A 21,469-nucleotide genomic window follows, 5' to 3' on the forward strand; every position below is an offset into this window, starting at 1 on the left:
TGTTATGCTTTACGTTAACGTAAAGGCGCCCAAGAGGGTTGTCAATCAGCGGTCATTTGGCGTCGGCGGCTTCCTCGTCCTGACGATCCGACTCGAACAACCTGGCCAATTCGGCGCGCGCCTCCTGCGCCGTCTGCATGACTTTGGCCTCATCGTCGTAGATGCCGTGCTGGGCTTGCAGCACTTGCTCGTCGTGCCGTTTGAAACGGCTGATGCGGGCATCGGCCTGGGTCTGGCTGAGCCCGAGCCCCACCAGGGTACGGCGGGTGATTTCCAGGCTCGAATAGTAGGTTTCGCGCACGGCCACCGCGCCGTGGTCCACCAGTCGATGCACATGCTGACGGTTGCGGGCCCGGGCGATGATCTTGATCTGCGGATAGAGGCGGTGTACCAGTTCCGCCGTCTTGATGTTGATCTCGGGATCGTCGGTGGCGATCACGAAGTATTCGGCCTGGTCGACCTTGGCGGCTCGCAGGATCTCCGGGCGCAAGGGGTCACCGTAGAACACGGGCAGGTGACCGAAGCTGCGGGAGAACTCGATGGACTCCACCGAAGTGTCCAAAGCGACGAAGCTGATCTTCTGCGCTCGCAGGATACGGGCAACGATCTGGCCCATGCGGCCCATGCCCGCGATCACCACGCGGGGCCGGTCGCTGTCGATGTCGCGGTATTCCTCGGGCACCTCGACTGCCTTGGGCTTCTGCCGTGCCAGGCGCGCGCAACCCAACAGCAGCAACGGCGTCAAGGCCATGGACAGGGTGATGGTCAGAAGCAAGGTGTCGTACAGGCGTGCATCGAACAGGCCTTGATCGCGGCCTATCTTGAACACCACGAAGGCAAACTCACCGCCTGCGGCCAGCACCACGCCCAGGCGCACCGCGCTCAAACGCCCCAAGCCGCCCGCCAGACGACCGATCAGCACCAGCAATGGCAGCTTGATGCCCACCAGCAACAAGGTCAGACCCAGTACGATGGCCGGGTTTTCCACCAGCAGGCTGAGGTTGGCGCCCATGCCCACGCTGATGAAGAACAGGCCCAGCAGCAAACCCTTGAACGGTTCGATCTGCGATTCCAGCTCGTGGCGGTATTCGGAATCGGCCAGCAGCAGGCCTGCCAGGAATGCGCCGAGGGCCATGGACACCCCGGCCAGGTCCATCAGCCATGCCGTACCGATCACCACCAGCAGCGCGGTGGCCGTAGACACTTCCTGCAACCCCGTGCGGGCGACGATGCGGAAAACCGGACGCAGCAGATAGCGACCACCGATGACCACCACGGCAATGCTGCCTAACACCCGCAGGCCATGGTCCAGCGAACTGCCCGCTTCGGCATCGGCTCCACCGCCGGCGAGCAGCGGCACCATGGCGATCAGCGGAATGGCGGCGATGTCCTGGAACAGCAGGATGGCAAACGCCAGGCGTCCGTGGGGGCTGTTCAGCTCCTTGCGTTCTGCCAGGCTCTGCAGCCCGAAGGCCGTTGAAGACAACGCCAGCCCCAGGCCCAGCACGACGGCGCTGTTGAGCGGCTGGCCGAAGCCGAGTAGTGCCACCGCGCCTACCACAACGCCGGTCAGCAGCACCTGCGCCAGGCCGACGCCGAACACCGATTTACGCATCACCCACAAGCGTTTGGGTGACAGCTCCAGGCCGATGATGAACAGCAGCAGCACGACGCCCAGTTCGGAAATGTGACTGACCGCCTGGGGGTTGTTGACCCAGCCCAGCACCTGCGGGCCGATGACCACGCCAGCGAACAAATAACCCAGTACGGCGCCTAGTTGCAGGCGCTTGGCAAGAGGGACGGTGATGACCGCTGCGAACAGGAACACGACAGCGGCTTGGAGCATGTTGCCTTCTTCAGGCATGGGACCTCCTTGGTTTGTAGGGTGGGCGGGTGGTTCGGTGGTGAATGGTCCCCTCACCCCAGCCCTCTCCCTGAGGGAGAGGGAGCAGACCGCCGACATCCGCTGCACCGCGCACTGCTTTCAGCCCCCTTTCCCTCAGCGAGAGGGAGCAGACCGCCGACATTCGCAGCACCACGCACTGCTTTTAGCCCCCTCTCCCTCAGCGGGAGGGGGCAGACTGCCGACATTCGCAGCATCACGCATTGCTTTTAGCTCCCTCTCCCTCAGGGAGAGGGCTGGGGTGAGGGGACCATCCACACAAAATGTAACTTCATTCTACAGAGCTTCCCGAACATTGACGCCGCCCCCACTCCATGATTTGCTACACCCCTTCGTTTGGGTGCCCTTCACAGGGTGAAACGGGAAACCGGTGCAAGTCCGGTGCTGCCCCCGCAACGGTAAGCGAGAGAAGCGTCAGATCCACTGTGCCCATGGGCATGGGAAGGCGATGCTTGAAGGTAGGCCCTGTGCCCTGCCCCTCGTGAGTCCGGAGACCGGCCCAAGCTGTCTGTACCTGACAAACTCGCGGTGGGCGAGCGCTGTTGCGGGCTCTGTGCGCATGCACGGCGGCCCTCTTTTGCGCATGCCTGGTCGCTACCATCAGCCGTTGCTCCAATCGAAAGAGGGAACGCCATGTCCGCCACTGTCTCCACATCCCGTGCCAATGACGCCGCCGTCACCCAGACCCAGCGCCTCGCCATTGCCATCAGCGCCGCGCTGCTGGGGGCCTGCCTGGTCTGGTTCGCAGGTTTTTCGCACATCGAAGCGGTGCACAACGCTGCCCACGATACTCGTCACAGTGCCGCGTTCCCTTGCCACTGAGGGCGAAAAAATGATCAAGCGAATCGCTACGACTGCGGGATTCACGGGCCTGCTTGCCGCCCTATTACTGACCGTGCTGCAAAGCCTGTGGGTCGCTCCGCTGATCCTGCAGGGTGAAACCTATGAACAGGCCCCGGCAGCCGAGCTGCATGAACATGCCGACACCGCAAGCGCTGCCCACAGTCACGATGCCCAAGCGTGGGAGCCGGAAAACGGCTGGCAACGTGTGCTGTCCACCACCGGCGGTAATCTGGTGGTAGGGGTGGGCTTCGCGCTGATGCTTGCGGCGCTTTACACCTTGCGCGCACCGGGGCGCACCTCCGAAGGTTTGCTCTGGGGCCTGGCCGGCTTCGCCGTGTTCTGCCTGGCGCCCAACCTGGGCCTGCCGCCTGAACTGCCTGGTGCTCAGGCAGCCGATCTGAGCCTGCGCCAGACATGGTGGATAGGTACGGCGGCGTCTACCGCCGTGGGCCTGGCGCTGCTGGTGTTCGGTCGCAGCTGGCTACTCAAGGCACTCGGCGTAGCGATCCTGGTGGTGCCCCATATCATCGGTGCGCCCCAACCCGAACAGCATGGTGGCCTGGCACCCGAAGCACTGGAGCAGCAATTCATCGTGGCTTCGCTGGTGACAAACGCCATTTTCTGGCTCGGCCTGGGCCTGATCAGTGCCTGGCTGTTTCGTCGTCCACAGGCATGACATCAGCGCCGTTGTGGTTGGGGTTTGGCTGCCGCCGCGGCTGCTCGGCGTTGGAAATGGGTGCCCTGCTCTTCGACGTGCTGAGTACCCATCGGCTCAAATTCGACCAGCTCCACGGCATTGCGAGCCTTTCGATCAAGGCCCAGGAGCCCGGGTTGCTGACGCTGGCGAACCAACTGCAACTGCCGCTGATCACCTTCAGTGCCGCGGAACTGGCACCCTACACCGACCGTTTGAGCCACCGCTCGGCGCGCGCCTACGCCGCGACGGGCTGCTTTGGCGCCGCGGAAAGTGCTGCCCTGGCACTGGCCGAACGCCGCACCGGAGCCAGCGCCCACCTTCTTGTCACCCGACATCACACGCCCATGGCGACGCTGGCGATCGCGACCGTGCCTGCGCCATATACCGCTACTCGTTCAGCAACTTGAAATCCATTCAAGCGCGCGTGCATTCCAGAGACCTTTCATGACTGTCTACTTCATAGGTGCAGGCCCCGGCGATCCGGAACTGATCACGGTCAAGGGGCAACGGCTGATCCGTACCTGTCCGGTGATCATCTACGCCGGCTCCCTGGTACCCGAGGCTGTGCTCGCGGGCCACACGGCCCGCCATCTGCACAACAGCGCCGAGTTGCACCTGGCGCAGATCATCGACTTGATTGCGGCAGCACATGCCCGCGGCGAAGACGTCGCGCGGGTGCACAGTGGCGACCCGAGTTTGTACGGCGCCATCGGCGAACAGATTCGGGCGCTTCGCGCGCTGGGAATCGACTATGAAATCGTCCCGGGCGTGACGGCCACCGCCGCTTGCGCGGCACTGCTTGGCGTCGAGCTGACCTTGCCGGACGTTTCCCAGACCGTGATTCTCACCCGCTACGGTGACAAGTCGCCGATGCCCCCAGGCGAGGACCTCGCAAGCCTGGCTCGCCACGGCGCAACCATGGCCATTCACCTGGGGGTGAAGAACCTGGCCAATATCGTTGCCGAGTTGGTGCCCTCCTACGGCGCCGACTGCCCGGTGGCAATCGTGCACAAGGCCAGTTGGCCGGAGCAGGATTGGCTGCTGGGCACTTTGGCGACCATCGAAGCGTTGGCCGCGACCAAGGATTTCCGCCGCAGCGCCTTGATTCTCGTTGGCCGTGTGCTGCAGGCTGACAGCTTTGCCGAGTCGGCGCTGTACCGAGCGGGTCACGCGCACCTGTATCGCCCCTGAGCCCCCCTCGCCCACTGCGTTGCAACAGGAAGTGCTGCCATGAAAACCATTGCCTGTCTGGTATATCCAGGTGTCATGAGCCTGGACGTGACAGGGCCCATGCAGGTCTTCGCGTCGGCCAACGTGGAGCTGCGGCGTCAGGGTTTGCCTGAGGCCTATGCGCTGGTACTGCTGGCCCAGGCGGCGGGCCCCGTGGCTACTTCGGCCGGGCTGCGCCTGTATGCGGACCGGGCGTTCGAATCGGTAGCGGCTGCCGAACTGGATACCCTGCTGGTGCCAGGAGGCAGCAGCGATCTCGAGCAGTGTGCCAATACGGCGTTGCTGGATTGGCTAAAGACCTGCGCCCCGCAACTGCGACGGCTCGGCTCGGTGTGCTCGGGCGCCTTGATTTTGGCCAGCGCCGGGCTGCTGGATGGACTCGTGGCCACTACCCATTGGGATGATGTGGCGGCACTGCAATGCTTCGCCGCGGTAAATGTGCAAGGCGACCGCCTGCACACCTTCGACCCCTCGGGGCGCAACGGGCATAGCCATATCTTCACTTCCGCCGGGGTCACCGCGGGCATTGACCTGGCGTTGGCGCTGGTCGAAGCCGATCTGGGGCGGCCCCTGGCCCTGGCGGTGGCTCGACGCCTGGTGCTGTTCCTGAAACGCCCCGGCGGGCAGGCGCAGTTCAGCCCGCATCTGGCTCAGTGCAATGGCCCGACCTCGCGACTGACAGAATTGCTGGAGTGGATCGCCGCCCACCTGGACGCCGATCTGTCTTTGGAAACGTTGGCAGCGAGGGCCAATATGGCGCCTCGTACCCTGCATCGGGTGTTTCTGAGCGAACTGGACACCACTCCAGCCCGGCATGTCGAACGGGTTCGACTGGAAGCGGCCAGGGCAATGATCCAGAGCGGACAGATGTCGCTGCAGAACGTGGCCAGGCTATGCGGCTTTGGCCATGTGGAAAGCTTGCGACGAGGCTTCCAGAAAACCCTGGGAGTAAGCCCACAAGCCTACGCCCAGCGTTTCGGCCGCTGAATTGACAGCGCCCCCACCGCCACCATCGCGGGTAGAACCCGCTCCCACAAGGGGGCGGTGTTGAAACCTAGAAACCGGGTGCCCCGCAAATCCCCTGTGGGAGCGGGCTCTGCCCGCGATGGCGTCGGCATGGGCGGTACAGCATTCGGAAATGGCGGCGATCATACTGCCGCCATCGCGGGTAGAACCCGCTCCCACAGAAGGCGGTGTTGAAACCCAGAAACCCGGGTGCCCCGCAAATCTCCTGTGGGAGCGGGCTCTGCCCGCGATGGGGCCGGCATGGGCGGTACGGAATCCGGAAATGGCGGCGATCATACGGCCGCCATCGCGGGTAGAACCCGCTCCCACAGAAGGCGGTGTTGAAACCCAGAAACCGGGGGTGCCCCGCAAATCCCCTGTGGGAGCGGGCTCTGCCCGCGATGGCGTCGGCATGGGCGGTACAGAATTCGGAAATGGCGGCGATCCTGCTGCCGCCATCGCGGGTAGAACCCGCTCCCACAGAAGGCGGTGTTGAAACCCACCATCCCGGCTCCCCCGCAAATCCCATGTGGGAGCGGGCTCTGCCCGCGATGGGGCCGGCATGGGCGGTACAGCATTCGGAAATGGCGGCGATCATGCCGCCGCCATCGCGGGTAGAACCCGCTCCCACAGAAGGCGGTGTTGAAACCCAGAAACCGGGGGTGCCCCGCAAATCCCCTGTGGGAGCGGGCTCTGCCCGCGATGAGGGCGGCATGGGCGGTACAGAATTCGGAAATGGCGGCGATCATACTGCCGCCATCGCGGGTAGAACCCGCTCCCACAAAGGGGGGGCTGTGTTGAGGGCGGCATCCAGACCAACCCACAAGGGGGGTGTGTTGGGGGCTGTGTTCAGCCCCCGGGCAACTCCCCTTTTGGGACGTGGTGCCTTAGTAGTAGGCGTTTTCTTTCTGGGTATGGTCGGTAACGTCGCGGACGCCTTTGAGCTCTGGAATGCGCTCGAGCAGGGTGCGCTCGATGCCTTCCTTCAGAGTGACGTCGGCCTGGCCGCAGCCCTGGCAACCGCCGCCAAACTGCAGTACGGCGATGCCGTCCTCGACTACGTCGATCAGGCTGACCTGACCACCGTGGCTGGCCAGCCCCGGATTGATCTCGGTTTGCAGGTAGTAGTTGATGCGCTCGTTGACCGGACTGTCGGCGTTGACGGTGGGCACCTTGGCGTTCGGGGCCTTGATGGTCAGTTGGCCGCCCATGCGATCGGTGGCGTAATCGACCACCGCGTCATCGAGAAATGGCTCACTGACAGCGTCGATCCAGGCCGTAAAGCTTTTCAGGCCGAAAGCGGTGTCTTCCGGTTTTTCTTCACCTGGCTTGCAATAGGCAATGCACGTCTCCGCGTACTGGGTGCCTGGCTGGGTGATGAAGACCCGGATGCCGATGCCCGGCGTGTTCTGCTTGCTCAGCAGATCGGCCAGGTAATCGTGTGCAGCGTCGGTAATCGTTATGGCACTCATAGTGGTTCCTCACAGACTTGCCGGCAGTTTACGCGAAACTGCGACGCCTGACAAAGCCTGACTGTTTTGGTCGGGAATACACGCCCCGACAGTCACCGCCGCCCCTCTCAGCTCGACGGTACCGAGGCCGAACGGCTCAAGCGCGCGTCGGCCCAGGCCTTCACCTGACGATACAGACGCTTCTCTATCCATACATAGCTGGCCCAGGAGACCCCTGCAATCAATGGCACACAAACCGCGAACACCCAGTAAGGGTTGAGGTGCCAGTGCACGCTGGCCAGCCAGCCGCCATACAGCACCAGCACATGCACCAGGTAGACGGAGTATGAACAGTCACCCAGGTTCTTGAGTACCCGACTGCCGCGAAAGTGCGGCTCCATCGCCACGCAGGCCATGACGATCAGTGCGCTCGGCAAGCCCCAGTGCAGCAGACGATCGCTGGAGTCCAGATGGTAGATCGCTAGCACCGAAGCGACGATAACCGCCAGTGGCAGCCACAGACCTTGGCTGATGAGGCCACGGCGATACAGCACGCCGATGCCGATACCCAGCAGAAACTCGTAGATGATGTTGTTCTGGTAGAAGCGGCTGACCACACCATAGCGACCCAGCACTTCGCTCACGGCGAACAGCGCTGCCGCCACGATCAACGGCCGATAGCGCTGGGGTACGGTGAATACCAGCGAGAACAACAGGTAGAAAAACATCTCGTAGTTGAGCGTCCAGCCCACGTTCAGCGTTGGATAGAGCCCGTAACCGCCGGGGTTTTCCGAGGGGATGAACAGCAGGGACAATACGAAATGCGGCAGGTCGATGGCCGAGTGCGGCATCCATTGCCCCAGGAATACCAGCATAAGCCCCATCAATACGGTGTAAAGCCAGTACGCCGGCACGATGCGAATCGCTCGATTGAGCAGAAAACGCCCCGCGGGCATGTGTTTGTCCTGGGTGGAGAGGTAGATTACCAGACCGCTGATGACGAAGAAGATATCGACTCCCACCGCCCCCCGATCGGTAAAGAACTGGCCAATGGGGCCGGAAGCGTGAAAATCGAAAAAGATCTGCATGAAGTGATGACAGACCACCATCCAGGCTGCCAGGGCCCGTAAAGCTTGAAGCGAAATCAGCATGCGTACCGCCCTTTGAATCGGAATCCGATGCCCCTTTTGGGGGCGCTCTCAGGGGGTCGGACTACAGAAAAGACGGAAAGGTCAGATTTGGGGTGGGGGATCGACGGAAGGTGTGGGGTGGTTGGGGGGGGCGTTTTCGCGGCTTGGACGCCGCTCCTACAGGGGCGGGAGCGGCGTGAGGGGGCATCTTTGGGCTACAGGTTTTCATACCTGTTCATGTCCAATACCCCCGCTTCGACCGGGGTTTTTTCCTGCAGATACTGGGTCAGGTCATGGAAATAGGACCAGAACTGGGGATGGCTGCGACGGATGCCCCACCGCTGTACCACTTGCTCGAACCCTGTACGGTCGGTCACCGCGCTCAGTGCATCGACGAACTGCGGGACCTGCTCGGCCGGGACGTTGAACATGAAATTCGGATAGCTGGTCAGCACCCCGGGATACAGCGTGAGGGTATCCAGCCCTGGCTGAAAGCGATAAGACTCGCCCAGCAAGAACGCCACGTTGCTGTGCGCGCGGTTGCGCAGCAGGCTGTAGATCTCGCGTTTGCCGTCTTTTTCCTGCACCCGCAGCAACGTCGCCTCGGGCATCAACTCGATCATCTTCAAGCCGGCCGCGGGCCGTGATACCAGACGACTGAGGGCCTGCTCGGCAGCCTGGATCGGCGCCGGTACGCCGTCGCGGGAGCAGAACGCGCCGGTACACCGATTGATCGGATCGGGGCTGGCATTGAGGCCGGCATAGCGCTGCAACAGCTGCAGCGCGAAATCGCGCTTGGGGTTCTTTTCCCCCAGGCTCAAGGCGGTCGGCGTGTCGTCGTCGATATTCTGGTAGTCCAGCCACATCTTCAACTTGCCACCGTTCTGGTACCAGTCATCGAGCAGCCCCTCGCGACTGTCCGGCGGCATCAGGCGCAGGAAGTTGACCTCTGCGCCGTTGCGGATCAGGTCGAAATACAAGCGGGTCTGCGCCTGGTGAGAGACGTTGCCGAACACGTCGAAATTCACCGCCAACTGGTAATAGGTACGTTCCAGCAGCGGATAGTCGAACAGCCACAGGGTCTGCGGGATCTCACCGATCAGGCCCTTGCTGACCGTGGCACTGTCGAAATGCCGGAAGATGGTCAGGATGGCATTGTCGTTTCCGGCCCACAGGCTGCTCCAGTCCGGCGCAGGCGCATCGGCGTACACCGCGCTGCGCAGCGCTTCGTATTGATTGCGCTTGTCACGGTAGCGCAGCCACAAGCCAAGTACGCTGCCGACGTCATCGTTCTGGCCGGGCATGGCCAGGAGCGGTGTGGCCTGCGCCTGATAGTTGGCATCGGTGATGTACAGGTCGCGGTCCGGGGCCTGGAACATCGTCCAGAACTGGTCGCGGATAACATCCGTGGCGATCTGGCCACGGCACACGGGGCCACGAATGAAGGTATCGACGAAGTATTTGGCGTCGTCGAGCATGAACTGATAGCGGGCTCGCGCCGGAATCTGCTGAAAGGTCTCGAACGGATTGGCGCGCCGCTGCGGCCCATAGCCTGGCAACTCACTGACCTGCCAGTCGCCGGTGTACAGCAAGGCCTTGACCCGTGCCAGCTTGGCGGCATCGAAGTTGTAGGTAATGTGGGTCTTGTAGACGATGGCGCCCTGCACCGGGATCAGCCGATAGTAGGCGTGGGTACCCGGATCGTCGTTCGGCCGCCGGGTGGCGATCAGGTCGACCGGCTGGCCACTGGGTGTGCGCGAGCGTACCCACTGGAAATAATGCCCACTCTTGCCGCCGTCGAAATACATATGGGCCAGGAACCAATGCTCGTAGAGCCAGCGCGCGACCAGTTGATTGCGCGCGCCATCGGCGTTGAGCAGTTGTTCCCACGCGCTGATGTGCTGCGCTTCTTCAGCGCTGGGCTGCAGGCTCTGCTCGTCGATCGGTGCGCCCTGTGCCAGCCATTGCTGCAGGGTCTGGTACTGCGCGCCGGTCAGGCCAGTTACGGCCAGTGGCATGCCTTCCTGCGGGTGCGCCGCGGCATAGGCATCGAATTCGCCGGGCGTGGGGCACATATTGCTGCGGCTCAGGCCCAGCACGATGGTGTCGGGCAGTTTGGCATTCGGTTGCAGGGGCGCGGCGTTATGGCCCAGCTCAAGCATGCGCGCCATCAATGCCGCCTGGCTGCCTTGGGCGTCGAGCACCGAATAAAAGCCTTTGCGCGCCCAACCGGCAGGAGACTGGGCATCTATATAGAGCCGAGTGGGGTCTTGCGCCTGGGTGCGATCGCCATTGTAGACCGGCATTTTCGAGGCGCCGCGCGAAGCCCCTTCGCCGCCGCCCAGGTTGAGCTGACAGGCAGAGTCGTAGCAGGCATGGCACGCCACGCATTTCTCGGTGAAGATCGGCTGGACATCTTTGATGTAGGAAACAGCAGGACCCTGCGCCTGCGCGAGGCTGCAGACCAGCAGCCACGCGGCGCCGAGCATGGAACGGTACGACATGGGAGGGTCCTGGTATGAAATCGGCGGGTATTGTACAGAGAGATGGGGGGAGTGGGTACGGGCGTACTGGGTTGGGGGGATGGGGGTGCGATGTCGGGGTGGGATGTGGGGTGAGGGGACCATTCACCACCACCCACCCAACATGAACCAAATTCATGCAAACCCCTCCCCCGATCAAATCCGACACAGGTTTGCTATCATCCGCACCCTGAAACAGCGCCCGAATTTTCTGAAAGAGTGGTTCCCCATGTCCGACCGCAGTGCTCGCCTCCAAGTCCTCCAGCAAGCCCTCAAAGAGCGCATCCTGATTCTTGACGGCGGCATGGGTACGATGATCCAGAGCTACAAGCTCGAAGAAGAAGATTATCGTGGCGAGCGTTTCGCCGACTGGCCCAGCGACGTCAAGGGTAACAATGACCTGTTGCTGCTCAGCCGCCCGGACGTGATCGCTGCGATTGAAAAGGCCTACCTCGATGCCGGCGCCGACATCCTGGAAACCAATACCTTCAATGCCACCCAGGTGTCCCAAGCCGATTACGGCATGGAATCGCTGGTCTACGAGCTCAACGTCGAAGGTGCCCGAGTGGCCCGGCGGGTCGCCGATGCCAAGACGCTGGAAACTCCCGACAAGCCGCGCTTCGTCGCCGGCGTCCTGGGCCCTACCAGCCGCACGTGTTCGCTGTCGCCCGACGTCAACAACCCCGGCTACCGCAACGTTACCTTCGACGAACTGGTGGAGAACTACACCGAGGCCACCAAAGGCCTGATCGAAGGTGGCGCCGACCTGATCCTGATCGAAACCATCTTCGACACCCTTAACGCCAAGGCAGCGATCTTCGCCGTGCAAGGTGTCTACGAAGAGCTGGGCTTCGAATTGCCGATCATGATTTCCGGCACCATCACCGATGCTTCCGGCCGTACGCTGTCCGGGCAAACCACCGAAGCCTTCTGGAACTCGGTGAGCCATGCCAAGCCTATTTCCGTTGGTCTGAACTGCGCTCTGGGCGCCAGTGAGCTGCGTCCTTACTTGGAAGAACTGTCCAACAAGGCTGGCACCCATGTGTCGGCGCACCCCAACGCAGGCCTGCCGAACGCCTTTGGCGAGTACGACGAACTGCCGTCTGAAACCGCCAGGATCATCGAAGAGTTTGCCCAGAGCGGCTTTCTCAATATTGTCGGCGGTTGCTGCGGCACCACCCCGGGGCACATCGAAGCCATCGCCAAGGCTGTAGCCGGCTATGCGCCGCGGCAGATTCCGGACATCCCCAAGGCGTGTCGCCTGTCGGGCCTGGAGCCGTTCACCATCGACCGCCAGTCGCTGTTCGTCAACGTCGGCGAGCGCACCAACATCACCGGCTCCGCGCGCTTTGCCCGCCTGATCCGTGAAGAGAACTACACCGAGGCCCTGGAAGTCGCCCTGCAGCAGGTGGAAGCCGGCGCCCAGGTGATCGACATCAACATGGACGAGGGGATGCTCGATTCGCAGAAGGCGATGGTCACCTTCCTCAATCTGATCGCCGGTGAACCGGACATCTCGCGCGTGCCGATCATGATCGACTCGTCGAAATGGGAAGTGATCGAGGCCGGCCTCAAGTGCATCCAGGGCAAGGGCATCGTCAACTCCATCAGCATGAAGGAAGGCGTCGAGGCGTTCATCCACCACGCCAAACTGTGCAAGCGCTACGGCGCCGCGGTGGTGGTCATGGCGTTCGACGAGGCTGGCCAGGCCGACACCGAAGCGCGCAAGAAAGAGATCTGCAAACGCTCCTACGACATTCTCGTGGACCAGGTCGGCTTCCCGCCCGAAGACATCATCTTCGACCCGAACATCTTTGCCGTGGCCACGGGTATCGAGGAGCACAACAACTACGCCGTCGACTTCATCAATGCCTGCGCCTACATTCGCGACGAGCTGCCCTATGCCTTGACCAGCGGCGGCGTGTCCAACGTGTCGTTCTCGTTCCGCGGCAACAACCCGGTGCGTGAGGCGATTCACTCGGTGTTCCTGCTATACGCCATCCGCAATGGCCTGAGCATGGGCATCGTCAACGCCGGGCAACTGGAGATCTACGACCAGATTCCGGCCGAGTTGCGTGACCGCGTCGAAGACGTGGTGCTTAACCGTACTCCGGAAGGCACCGATGCGCTGCTGGCCATTGCCGACAAGTACAAGGGCGACGGCAGCGTCAAGGAAGCCGAAACCGAAGAGTGGCGTGGCTGGCCTGTGAATCAACGCTTGGAACACGCGCTGGTCAAGGGCATCACCACCCATATCGTCGAAGACACCGAAGAATCGCGGCAGTCGTTCAAGCGCCCGATCGAGGTCATCGAAGGCCCGTTGATGTCCGGCATGAACATCGTGGGCGACCTGTTCGGCTCGGGCAAGATGTTCCTGCCCCAGGTGGTCAAGTCTGCGCGGGTGATGAAGCAGGCGGTGGCGCACCTGATCCCGTTCATCGAACTGGAAAAAGGCGACAAACCCGAGGCCAAAGGCAAGATCCTCATGGCCACGGTCAAGGGCGACGTGCATGACATCGGCAAGAACATCGTTGGCGTCGTCCTGGGTTGCAACGGCTACGACATCGTCGACCTGGGCGTGATGGTGCCGGCGGAGAAGATTCTGCAGGTGGCGCGCGAACAGAAGTGCGACATCATCGGCCTGTCCGGCCTGATCACCCCGTCCCTGGACGAGATGGTTCACGTGGCCCGCGAGATGCAGCGCCAGGACTTCCACCTGCCGTTGATGATCGGCGGCGCGACCACCTCCAAAGCCCACACGGCGGTGAAAATCGAACCCAAGTACAGCAACGACGCGGTGATCTATGTCACCGACGCTTCCCGCGCCGTGGGCGTGGCAACGCAGTTGCTGTCCAAGGAACTCAAGCCAGCGTTCGTCGAGAAGACGCGCCTGGAATACATCGATGTGCGCGAACGCACGGCCAACCGCAGCGCCCGCACCGAGCGTCTGAGCTACGCACAGGCAGTCGCGGCCAAGGCCACGTTCGATTGGAACAGCTATGCGCCGGTCAAGCCGACGTTCACCGGCGCCCGGGTGCTGGATGACATCGACCTCAACGTACTGGCGCAGTACATCGACTGGACCCCGTTCTTCATCTCCTGGGACCTGGCCGGCAAATACCCGCGCATCCTCACCGATGAAGTGGTGGGTGAAGCGGCCACCGCGCTGTTCGAAGACGCCCAGGCCATGCTGCGCAAGCTCATCGACGAACGCCTGATCAGCGCCCGCGCGGTGTTCGGCTTCTGGCCGGCCAACCAGGTGCAGGACGATGACATCGAGCTGTATGGCGAAGACGGACAGCCGCTGGCACGGCTGCATCACCTGCGTCAGCAGATCATCAAGACCGACGGCAAACCGAACTTCTCCCTGGCCGACTTCGTCGCACCCAAGGACAGCGGCGTGACCGACTATGTCGGCGGCTTCATCACCACCGCCGGTATTGGCGCCGAAGAAGTTGCCAAGGCGTATCAGGACAAGGGCGACGACTATAACTCGATCATGGTCAAGGCTCTGGCCGACCGTCTGGCCGAAGCCTGCGCGGAGTGGCTGCACCAGCAGGTGCGCAAGGAGCACTGGGGCTATGACAAGGAAGAGACCCTGGACAACGAAGCGTTGATCAAGGAACAGTACAAGGGCATCCGCCCTGCCCCCGGCTACCCGGCGTGCCCGGATCACACCGAAAAAGGCACCCTGTTCGAGCTGCTGGACCAGAATGGCCAAAGCGGCGTGACCTTGACCGAGCACTACGCGATGTTTCCGGCAGCAGCGGTGAGCGGCTGGTACTTCGCCCATCCGCAGGCGCAGTATTTTGCGGTCGGCAAGGTGGACAAGGACCAGGTGCAGAGCTATACCCAGCGCAAAGGCCAGGAGTTGGCGGTGAGCGAGCGGTGGTTGGCGCCGAATCTTGGGTATGACAATTGATGTGAGGTAGGTGAGGGGACCATTCACCACAGACCCAACCCCGAACACACCACCAAAGGGCTCAGCCATTCCCCCCCCCACCTTCCGGCAAATGCTCCAAAGCACCCCCGCTGCCGCCCAAGACGTTCAGAGCCAGAAGAGCGGCCGGTACTTCGCCCATCCGCAGGCGCAGTATTTCGCGGTCGGCAAGGTGGACAAGGACCAGGTGCAGAGCTATACCCAGCGCAAAGGCCAGGAGTTGGCGGTGAGTGAGCGGTGGTTGGCGCCGAATCTTGGGTATGAGAATTGATGTGAGGTAGGTGGGGGGGAATTTGCGGTGAATGGTCCCCTCACCCCAGCCCTCTCCCTGAGGGAGAGGGAGCCGATCACCGATAGCCGTCACACCGCGATCCGCTTTTAGCTCCCTCTCCCCCAGGGAGAGGGCTGGGGTGAGGGGACCAGACACCACAGACCCAACTGCAGAACACCCCACCAAAGGACTCAACCATGTCCACTCCACCCACCTTCTGGCAAATGCTGCAAAGCATCCTCGCCGCCGCCCTGGGCGTTCAAAGCCAGAAGAATCGCGAGCGCGATTTTACCCACGGCAAGCCCCTGCACTTCATCGTGCTCGGGGCGCTGTGCACCTTGATCTTTGCGGTGATGCTCTACGGCGTGGTTCAGTTGGTGCTGTACGTGGCCGGTGCGTGAGGTTACTGGTGGCTGACCCAGTACACCGCCGTCGCCACCACTACCACGATCATGAAAAATATGGCCCAGGCATCGACATGACTGTCGCTTTTGCGAGTTTTCACGGAATTGCTCATCGGCATCGTCTCTTGTGATTTTTGTTGGACGCTGGTTCCAGTAAAGCCCAACAAAAGCCATTCCACAAGTAGGGTCAATGCCTTACCAGGCGCAGCCGAACACCGCTTTCAGTTCCTCGATCGCTGCATCGCTCAAGGGCGCGGGTCGTGGCTGGGTCATCAGCCACAGCCGCGCAGTTTCTTCCAGTTCCTCCAGCGCGTGGCTGGCCTTGGACACCGAACTCTCCCACACCACAGGGCCCAACCGCTCCAGCATCACCCCCCTCACCTGCCGGGCCAGCGCCGCCACTTGAGTCGCGACATCAGGCGAACCTGGGCGCTGATAGCCGACCAGTGGGATATGCCCTACCTTCATCACCTGATAAGGCGTGAGCGGCGGCAGGATGTCCTGGTTGCTCCAAACCCCGGCCAGGGTCAGCGCCACCAGGTGGGTGGAATGGGTGTGCACCACGCCGTTGACCTCGGGATTACGGTCGTACACCTGCCTGTGCAGGGCCAGGGTCTTGGACGGCTTGTCACCGCTGACCCATTCTCCGGCTGTGGTGACCTTGGCGATGGTCTGCGGTTGCAACCGACCCAGACAGGCGTCCGTGGGCGTGATCAACCAGCCGTCGTCCAGGCGCGCGCTGATGTTGCCAGCACTGCCCACGGTGTAGCCACGCTGAAACAGGCTCAGGCCTACTTCACAGATTTCTTCGCGCAGCGCTTGTTCATCTCTCACTGGAAGTCTCCCGCCAGACGGACCAAGGCCTTGGCAAAGAAATCCACGCTGCCGAAATTGCCCGATTTGAGCGTCAGCGCCAGCGCCGTATTGCCACCAAAAGCAACCGTGGCCGGCACGCCAGGATCGATCTGGCGACCGATGCGCAACCCTTTGACCTGCAGCGCCTGCACCACCGACCCAGACGTTTCCCCGCCCGCAATCACGAAGCGGCGCCAGCCTTTGCCTTGCAGTTGCGCGGCGACCTCGCCCAATACCCCTTCGATCATGGCCCCAGCCTGCTCGGCACCCAATTCACGCTGAACGGCGGCCACCTGGTCCGGGCTGCTAGTGGCATACACCAGCACCGGTTCGTCACGCTCGGCGAAAGCCACGGCCTGTGCCGCCACCGGCTCGCCACGGGCGATTGCCAGTGGATCGACGCGAAACGCCGGGCGACCCGCCTCCAGCCATGCAGCCACTTGACCATTGGTGGCCTTCGAGGTGCTGCCCGCCAGCACCACGGCACGGCCGTCGATGACCGGCATTGCCGACGCATCGCCGTCACGCAGCAGGCCCTTCCGACGAAAATTCTCCGGCAGGCCCTGGGCAACACCCGAACCGCCGGTGATCAACGTCAGGTCAGCGCAGGCGCGGCCCAGCGTTTGTAGATCGCCATCGCTCAAGGCGTCGGCGATGGCCACGCTGACGCCTTCTGCGCGCAGCGCCTGAAAACGGGCTGCCACGGCGTCGGCACCTTGCGCGACGACGTCGTAGCGCACCAGGCCCACTGCGGCCGTGGTTTGCGCGTCCAGTACACGCACCAGATTGGCATCGGTCATGGGCGTGAGAGGGTGATGCTGCATGCCGCATTCGCTGAGCAGGCTGTCCTGGACGAACAGATGGCCGTGGAACAGCGTGCGCCCGGTTTCCGGAAACGCCGGGCAGGCGATGGTGAAATCAGTGCCCAGCGCCTGCATCAGCGCCTCGGTCACCGGGCCGATATTGCCCGTCGCCGTCGAATCGAACGTCGAGCAGTACTTGAAGAAGAACTGCTGGCAGCCACGCTGACGCAACCACTCCAACGCCTGCAGCGACTCGGCCACGGCCTCGGTGGCCGGCGTGGTGCGCGACTTCAGAGCGATGACGATGGCGTCTGCTTCGCTGAACTCGGCCAGGTCTCTGTCCGGTACGCCAATCGATTGCACGGTGCGCATGCCGCCCCGCACCAGAATGTTGGCAAGATCGGTCGCGCCGGTGAAATCGTCGGCAATGCAGCCGAGCAAGGGGCGATTGGCAGTGGTCATGGGGGCGGTCTCCTGCACAGGTCACCGTGAGTGCCACGGTGCATGTTAATTATTGGTTCATCTGATCGTTCGGATGGCCCAATACTACAATCGAAATAGGCAACAGTGTTAATCCCTGTGAAATAAATTGACCTATATGTGAATTTCACACTATCGTGCTGGCACTCGGGAGCTACGAATCCATAACAAATATTGTTCATCCGGTGGTCGCTGCCGATCTTCCCTTCACCGAGGACGAACCATGAATTTCGAATTGCTGTTCGCTGCACACGCCGACCAGGCTGTACGTTACGCACTCACCGGCGCCAAAGGTGGTTTCTCGCGCACCCTGCTGGCGCAGACCCGGCTGATGCCCAACCTGGTGCCGGCAGCCCTGTGCGACCTGGACGTTCCCGGCCTGCAGGCCCTCTGCCTGGAACTGGGCTTTCCCGCCCAACAGCTGCATGTGTGCAACGATGCCGCCGCTGTAGCCAGCGCGCCCGCCGATGCCATTGTACTGGTTGCCGATGTTGCGCTGCTGCAAGCTGCCCGCTACGACATCCTGGTAGAAGCCACCGGCAACCCCGCCATCGGCTATCAGGTCGCCCGCCGAGCCATCGAAGATGGTCGCCACGTGGCCATGGTCAGCAAGGAAGTCGATTCGGTCGTCGGTATCGCCCTCTCCCGCCTGGCCGCCAAGCACGACGTGGTGTACACCACGGCCGATGGCGATCAGCCGGCCAACCTGATCGGCTGGGTCAGCTGGGCCCGTGTGCTCAAGCTGGATATCGTCGCTGCGGGCAAATCCAGCGAATACGATCTGGTGTTCAACCCCGAAGACGGCAGCATCACCCAACTGGACACCACCATAAGCGCGCCAGCCATGAGCGAGCTGTTGCGCCTGGGCGACGACATTCCCGCCACCCTGGCCGCCCGCCGCGCTGCCCTCAATGGCTTGAAGACGTCCGCCACCGCCGACTACTGTGAAATGTCGGTGGTCGCTACCAATACCGGCCTGGTGCCCGACGTCGAACTGCTGCATTACCCGATTGCCCGCACCAGCGAGCTCGCCGACATCTACGCGCTGCGTGAGGACGGTGGCATATTGGGCCGCAGTGGTGTGATCGAAGTGTTCAACGTGCTGCGCCTGCCAGACGAAGCGAGCTTCGCCGGCGGTGTGTTCGTGATCATCCGCACCCACGACAAGCCGACCTGGGAACTGCTGGCGCAAAAGGGCCACGTGGTCAGCCGCAATGGACGCTACGCCTGCCTGTACCTGCCGTATCACTTCATGGGCGTGGAAACCCCCATCAGCCTGCTCAACGCGGTACTGCACAAACGTGCATCCGGCACCGACAAGCCGAGCCAGTCGACCATTCTTGCCGGCCGGGCCACGGTGGACATCGCCGCAGGCACCGTGCTGAACATGGGTGGACATCACCATGACGTCACTGGCGTCCAAGCGGTATTGCTGGGTCGCCCAGACGCACCCAACGACATCGCCCCACTGTACCTGACCGCCCACGCCACCGCTGCGCGGGACATCAAGGCGGGCGAGCTGTTGCTGATGGCCGACATCGAACACTACAACGCCGAGCTGCACAGCGCCTGGCAGTCCGGCCTGCAGTCGGCCTGACCGCATACCCGGCCTTGAGCCGATACCGGTGCCCATGACGGGCACCGACGTCCACTTCACAGGTTCCATAAAAACATGAATAGCGAACTGCTGATTTTCGCGATGGCTGCCGGTGCCATCGTGGTGCTGATTCTGCTCATCACCAAGCTCAAGCTCAACCCGTTCCTGGCGTTGACCCTCACCGCCATCGGCCTTGGCCTGCTCAGCGGTGCAGGCGCTGGCGAGACCATCGACAGCTTCGCCAAGGGCTTCGGCTCAGCATTGGCCAAGACCGGGCCGGTGATAGGCCTGGGCACGTTGCTGGGGGGTATTCTGCTGGGTTCTGGCGGTGCCGACCGCATTGCCAATGCCTTCATCGGCCAGCGCCCGGTACAGTACGCGCCCTGGGCGATCTGCGCCGCCGCGCTGTTGATCGGTATGCCGCACCTGTTCGATGTCAGCTTCATCATGCTGGCACCGCTGGTGTACACGGTGGCCAAGCGCACCAATAGCCATCTGCTGTATATCGGCCTGCCCCTGGCGGCCGGCCTGTATGTCTCTCATGGCCTGCTGCCGCCGCACCCGGCGCCGACCCTGGCTGTCGCCGCGTTCCATGCCAACACCGGCCTGACGATTTTCTACGGCCTGTTGATCGCCGTACCCACTGCGATCATCTGCGGCCCGATCTTCACGCGCTTCATCAGCCCCTGGTTCGGCCCCGCACCCGACCTCACCGCAGGCCCTGTAGGCGCCCGTGAAGTCAGCCCGGACCAACACCAGGTGTCGTTGCTGTCGTCGATCATCGCGGTCCTGCTGCCACCGGGGCTGATGCTGATCGGCACCTTGGGCATCGCTTTCAGCGCCAAAGGGTCGCTGGCCTACGCGGTGTTCAATGCCCTTAACAATCCGATCCTGTCGCTGTTGATTGCGGTCATCTTCGCTTTCTTCGCCCTGGGTCTGCGTGCCGGCTTCAACCTGGGCCAGGTGCAGAAGATGGCCAGCCAGGGGCTCGCGCCGCTGGGGGCGATCGTGATGATTCTGGGCGCCGGGGGTGGTTTCAAGGAGATGCTCACCACCATTCACCTTGATGCGTTGATCACCCACCACGCCTCTGGTTGGGCCGTGAATCCGCTGATCCTGAGCTGGGGTATCGCTGCACTGCTGCGCATCTGCGTGGGCTCGGCAACGGTAGCTACCGTGGCTGCAACCGGCATCGTCGCGCCGTTGGCGCTGGCCTATCCGGGCTTGTCGCCGGAGCTTCTGGTACTGGCCACCGCGTCGGGTGCCGTGATGCTGTCCCACGTCAACGACTCGGGTTTCTGGCTGTTCAAGGAGTACTTCCAGCTCACCGTGGCCCAGACGTTCCGCACCTGGACGCTGATGCTATGCCTGCAATCGATCATCGGCTTGCTCGGCGTTCTATTGATCGAAGCGGTGATTCGCTAATATGGCCGCCTGATCACCTGCCCTGCACGCTACGGAGCCTGAATGCCCACCGACGAGGACCTCGCCTTCACCGGCGCCGCACCGATGATCCCGGACCAGCGCCGGGAACAGATCCTGCGCCAGTTGCGCAAGCACCAGGTGCTCAGCGTGCACCAGTTGACCGAGATGTTCGACTGCTCGCACATGACCGTGCGCCGCGACATCAGCGTGCTGGAACAGGAAGGCCGGGCCTACTCGGTGCCCGGTGGGGTACGCATCGCCAGCCAGTTGCACAGCGAGCCCAGCCATCAGTCCAAAGCGGTAGCCGAGCAGCCGCAGAAGCAGGCCATGGCGCGCCTCGCTGCAGACTTGCTGCGCGATGACATGACGGTGTATCTGGACGCCGGCACCAGCACCCTGGAGATCGTGCCGCATATCGTTGCGCTGTCGGGCATGACGGTGGTCACCAATGACTTCGGTATCGTGCATGCACTGGCCGAGGCGGTGCATGTGGATGTGATCCACACCGGCGGCCTGCTCGACCACCCCAACCGCTCCTGCGTGGGCGGCCTGGCGGTAGCTACCCTGCGCCAGCTGGCCACCGATATCGCCTTCATGTCTACCAGCTCCTGGGACTTGCAACGAGGCATTACCACGCCCTCGGCGCTCAAGGTGGAGGTCAAGCAGGTGGCGATGCAGTCGGCGTCGCAGCGGGTGCTGATCACCAGCAGCTCCAAGTACGGCACGTTCGGGATGTACAGGATCGCAGGGCTGGAGCAGTTCGATGTGATCATTAGCGACGGTGAATTGACTGAAACGGCGGCGGAGGCGATTCGCAAGGTGGGGGTGGAGGTTTTGCTGGCCTAGGGATTGGTGGGTTGGGGTCGATTGGGTTGAGATCGGTGGTGGATGGTCCCCTCACCCCAAATCCACC

General features: G+C 62.6%; 16 protein-coding genes, 1 pseudogene and 1 riboswitch. Of the genes and pseudogenes, 11 read left to right on the top strand and 6 right to left on the bottom strand.

The genetic code is table 11. The features are described 5' to 3' along the window. Positions 1-52: 52 nt before the first annotated feature. Positions 53-1,864: a monovalent cation:proton antiporter-2 (CPA2) family protein gene (locus tag B3397_RS00325; protein WP_296246209.1), complete on the bottom strand. Its 1,812-nt coding sequence runs from the start codon at positions 1,862-1,864 to the stop codon at positions 53-55. A 360-nt stretch (positions 1,865-2,224) separates the two neighbouring features. Then, a riboswitch (cobalamin riboswitch) is annotated at positions 2,225-2,420 on the top strand. 116 nt (positions 2,421-2,536) lie between these two features. On the opposite strand from B3397_RS00325, the gene B3397_RS00330 reads away from it, so the two are divergent. Genes B3397_RS00330 through B3397_RS00350 form a run of 5 tightly spaced genes read left to right on the top strand, consistent with a single transcriptional unit; the run spans position 2,537 to position 5,660 of the window. Beyond that, positions 2,537-2,725: a CbtB domain-containing protein gene (locus tag B3397_RS00330; protein WP_296246211.1), complete on the top strand. Its 189-nt coding sequence runs from the start codon at positions 2,537-2,539 to the stop codon at positions 2,723-2,725. A 10-nt stretch (positions 2,726-2,735) separates the two neighbouring features. After that, positions 2,736-3,422 carry a CbtA family protein gene (locus tag B3397_RS00335; protein WP_296246213.1) on the top strand — a complete coding sequence of 229 codons (687 nt, stop codon included), beginning with the start codon at positions 2,736-2,738 and terminating at the stop codon, positions 3,420-3,422. Next, positions 3,419-3,850 (top strand): cobalamin biosynthesis protein, encoded by a 432-nt coding sequence (locus tag B3397_RS00340; RefSeq protein ID WP_296246214.1) that lies wholly within the window; start codon positions 3,419-3,421, stop codon positions 3,848-3,850. Before B3397_RS00335 ends, B3397_RS00340 begins: the two co-directional genes overlap by 4 nt. Positions 3,851-3,887: 37 nt before the next feature. Further along, the gene (cobM, locus tag B3397_RS00345; protein WP_296246215.1) at positions 3,888-4,634 is read left to right on the top strand and encodes a precorrin-4 C(11)-methyltransferase; all 747 of its coding nucleotides are present in this window, start codon (positions 3,888-3,890) and stop codon (positions 4,632-4,634) included. Positions 4,635-4,673: 39 nt separating this feature from the next. Further along, positions 4,674-5,660 (top strand): GlxA family transcriptional regulator, encoded by a 987-nt coding sequence (locus B3397_RS00350; protein WP_296246217.1) that lies wholly within the window; start codon positions 4,674-4,676, stop codon positions 5,658-5,660. A 905-nt stretch (positions 5,661-6,565) separates the two neighbouring features. Here B3397_RS00350 and nfuA read toward each other — a convergent pair. The 3 genes from nfuA to B3397_RS00365 all read right to left on the bottom strand — a co-directional run bounded on the left by nfuA (position 6,566) and on the right by B3397_RS00365 (position 10,763). Beyond that, positions 6,566-7,150, bottom strand: a complete 585-nt coding sequence (gene nfuA, locus B3397_RS00355) for a Fe-S biogenesis protein NfuA (protein ID WP_296246218.1) — start codon at positions 7,148-7,150, stop codon at positions 6,566-6,568. Between the two features lie 107 nt (positions 7,151-7,257). Beyond that, positions 7,258-8,280 carry an acyltransferase family protein gene (locus tag B3397_RS00360; RefSeq protein WP_296246220.1) on the bottom strand — a complete coding sequence of 341 codons (1,023 nt, stop codon included), beginning with the start codon at positions 8,278-8,280 and terminating at the stop codon, positions 7,258-7,260. 194 nt (positions 8,281-8,474) lie between these two features. Further along, positions 8,475-10,763, bottom strand: a complete 2,289-nt coding sequence (locus B3397_RS00365) for a fatty acid cis/trans isomerase (protein ID WP_296246221.1) — start codon at positions 10,761-10,763, stop codon at positions 8,475-8,477. A gap of 247 nt (positions 10,764-11,010) precedes the next feature. Between B3397_RS00365 and metH the strand changes: the two genes are divergently transcribed. The 3 genes and pseudogenes from metH (at position 11,011) to B3397_RS00380 (ending at position 15,393) form a co-directional block, all read left to right on the top strand. Next, entirely contained in the window at positions 11,011-14,703 is a 3,693-nt protein-coding gene (metH, locus tag B3397_RS00370; RefSeq protein WP_296246223.1) for a methionine synthase, read from the top strand. Between the two features lie 139 nt (positions 14,704-14,842). Continuing rightward, positions 14,843-14,992, top strand: a pseudogene (locus tag B3397_RS00375) (vitamin B12 dependent-methionine synthase activation domain-containing protein); the annotation flags it as partial. A gap of 197 nt (positions 14,993-15,189) precedes the next feature. Next, positions 15,190-15,393, top strand: a complete 204-nt coding sequence (locus tag B3397_RS00380; RefSeq protein ID WP_296246228.1) for a DUF2970 domain-containing protein — start codon at positions 15,190-15,192, stop codon at positions 15,391-15,393. 198 nt (positions 15,394-15,591) lie between these two features. Here the strand turns inward: B3397_RS00380 and B3397_RS00385 are convergent, their stop codons facing one another. Together B3397_RS00385 and otnK are read right to left on the bottom strand one after the other, a co-directional pair. After that, positions 15,592-16,230, bottom strand: coding sequence for an aldolase (locus B3397_RS00385; RefSeq protein ID WP_296246229.1), 639 nt, complete (start codon positions 16,228-16,230; stop codon positions 15,592-15,594). After that, positions 16,227-17,516 (bottom strand): 3-oxo-tetronate kinase, encoded by a 1,290-nt coding sequence (gene otnK, locus B3397_RS00390; RefSeq protein ID WP_296246231.1) that lies wholly within the window; start codon positions 17,514-17,516, stop codon positions 16,227-16,229. The genes B3397_RS00385 and otnK overlap by 4 nt, the downstream gene beginning before the upstream one ends. A gap of 241 nt (positions 17,517-17,757) precedes the next feature. Between otnK and B3397_RS00395 the strand changes: the two genes are divergently transcribed. The 3 genes from B3397_RS00395 (at position 17,758) to B3397_RS00405 (ending at position 21,402) form a co-directional block, all read left to right on the top strand. Next, entirely contained in the window at positions 17,758-19,131 is a 1,374-nt protein-coding gene (locus tag B3397_RS00395) for a hypothetical protein (protein ID WP_296246232.1), read from the top strand. A gap of 75 nt (positions 19,132-19,206) precedes the next feature. Next, on the top strand, positions 19,207-20,556 hold the full coding sequence (locus B3397_RS00400; protein ID WP_296246234.1) for a gluconate:H+ symporter: 1,350 nt from the start codon (positions 19,207-19,209) through the stop codon (positions 20,554-20,556). Positions 20,557-20,598: 42 nt separating this feature from the next. Continuing rightward, entirely contained in the window at positions 20,599-21,402 is an 804-nt protein-coding gene (locus B3397_RS00405) for a DeoR/GlpR family DNA-binding transcription regulator (RefSeq protein ID WP_296246237.1), read from the top strand. The last annotated feature ends 67 nt before the right edge of the window (positions 21,403-21,469 follow it).

The organism is Pseudomonas sp. UBA4194 (assembly GCF_002379585.1).
In the GTDB taxonomy this organism is placed as follows: domain Bacteria; phylum Pseudomonadota; class Gammaproteobacteria; order Pseudomonadales; family Pseudomonadaceae; genus Aquipseudomonas.

Excerpts from the sequence above, each read along its gene's own strand:
- B3397_RS00325 (WP_296246209.1), bottom strand. The coding sequence starts at position 1,864 with ATGCCTGAAGAAGGCAACATGCTCCAAGCCGCTGTCGTGTTCCTGTTC.
- B3397_RS00330 (WP_296246211.1), top strand. The coding sequence starts at position 2,537 with ATGTCCGCCACTGTCTCCACATCCCGTGCCAATGACGCCGCCGTCACC.
- B3397_RS00335 (WP_296246213.1), top strand. The coding sequence starts at position 2,736 with ATGATCAAGCGAATCGCTACGACTGCGGGATTCACGGGCCTGCTTGCC.
- B3397_RS00340 (WP_296246214.1), top strand. The coding sequence starts at position 3,419 with ATGACATCAGCGCCGTTGTGGTTGGGGTTTGGCTGCCGCCGCGGCTGC.
- cobM (WP_296246215.1), top strand. The coding sequence starts at position 3,888 with ATGACTGTCTACTTCATAGGTGCAGGCCCCGGCGATCCGGAACTGATC.
- B3397_RS00350 (WP_296246217.1), top strand. The coding sequence starts at position 4,674 with ATGAAAACCATTGCCTGTCTGGTATATCCAGGTGTCATGAGCCTGGAC.
- nfuA (WP_296246218.1), bottom strand. The coding sequence starts at position 7,150 with ATGAGTGCCATAACGATTACCGACGCTGCACACGATTACCTGGCCGAT.
- B3397_RS00360 (WP_296246220.1), bottom strand. The coding sequence starts at position 8,280 with ATGCTGATTTCGCTTCAAGCTTTACGGGCCCTGGCAGCCTGGATGGTG.
- B3397_RS00365 (WP_296246221.1), bottom strand. The coding sequence starts at position 10,763 with ATGTCGTACCGTTCCATGCTCGGCGCCGCGTGGCTGCTGGTCTGCAGC.
- metH (WP_296246223.1), top strand. The coding sequence starts at position 11,011 with ATGTCCGACCGCAGTGCTCGCCTCCAAGTCCTCCAGCAAGCCCTCAAA.
- B3397_RS00380 (WP_296246228.1), top strand. The coding sequence starts at position 15,190 with ATGTCCACTCCACCCACCTTCTGGCAAATGCTGCAAAGCATCCTCGCC.
- otnK (WP_296246231.1), bottom strand. The coding sequence starts at position 17,516 with ATGACCACTGCCAATCGCCCCTTGCTCGGCTGCATTGCCGACGATTTC.
- B3397_RS00395 (WP_296246232.1), top strand. The coding sequence starts at position 17,758 with ATGAATTTCGAATTGCTGTTCGCTGCACACGCCGACCAGGCTGTACGT.
- B3397_RS00400 (WP_296246234.1), top strand. The coding sequence starts at position 19,207 with ATGAATAGCGAACTGCTGATTTTCGCGATGGCTGCCGGTGCCATCGTG.
- B3397_RS00405 (WP_296246237.1), top strand. The coding sequence starts at position 20,599 with ATGCCCACCGACGAGGACCTCGCCTTCACCGGCGCCGCACCGATGATC.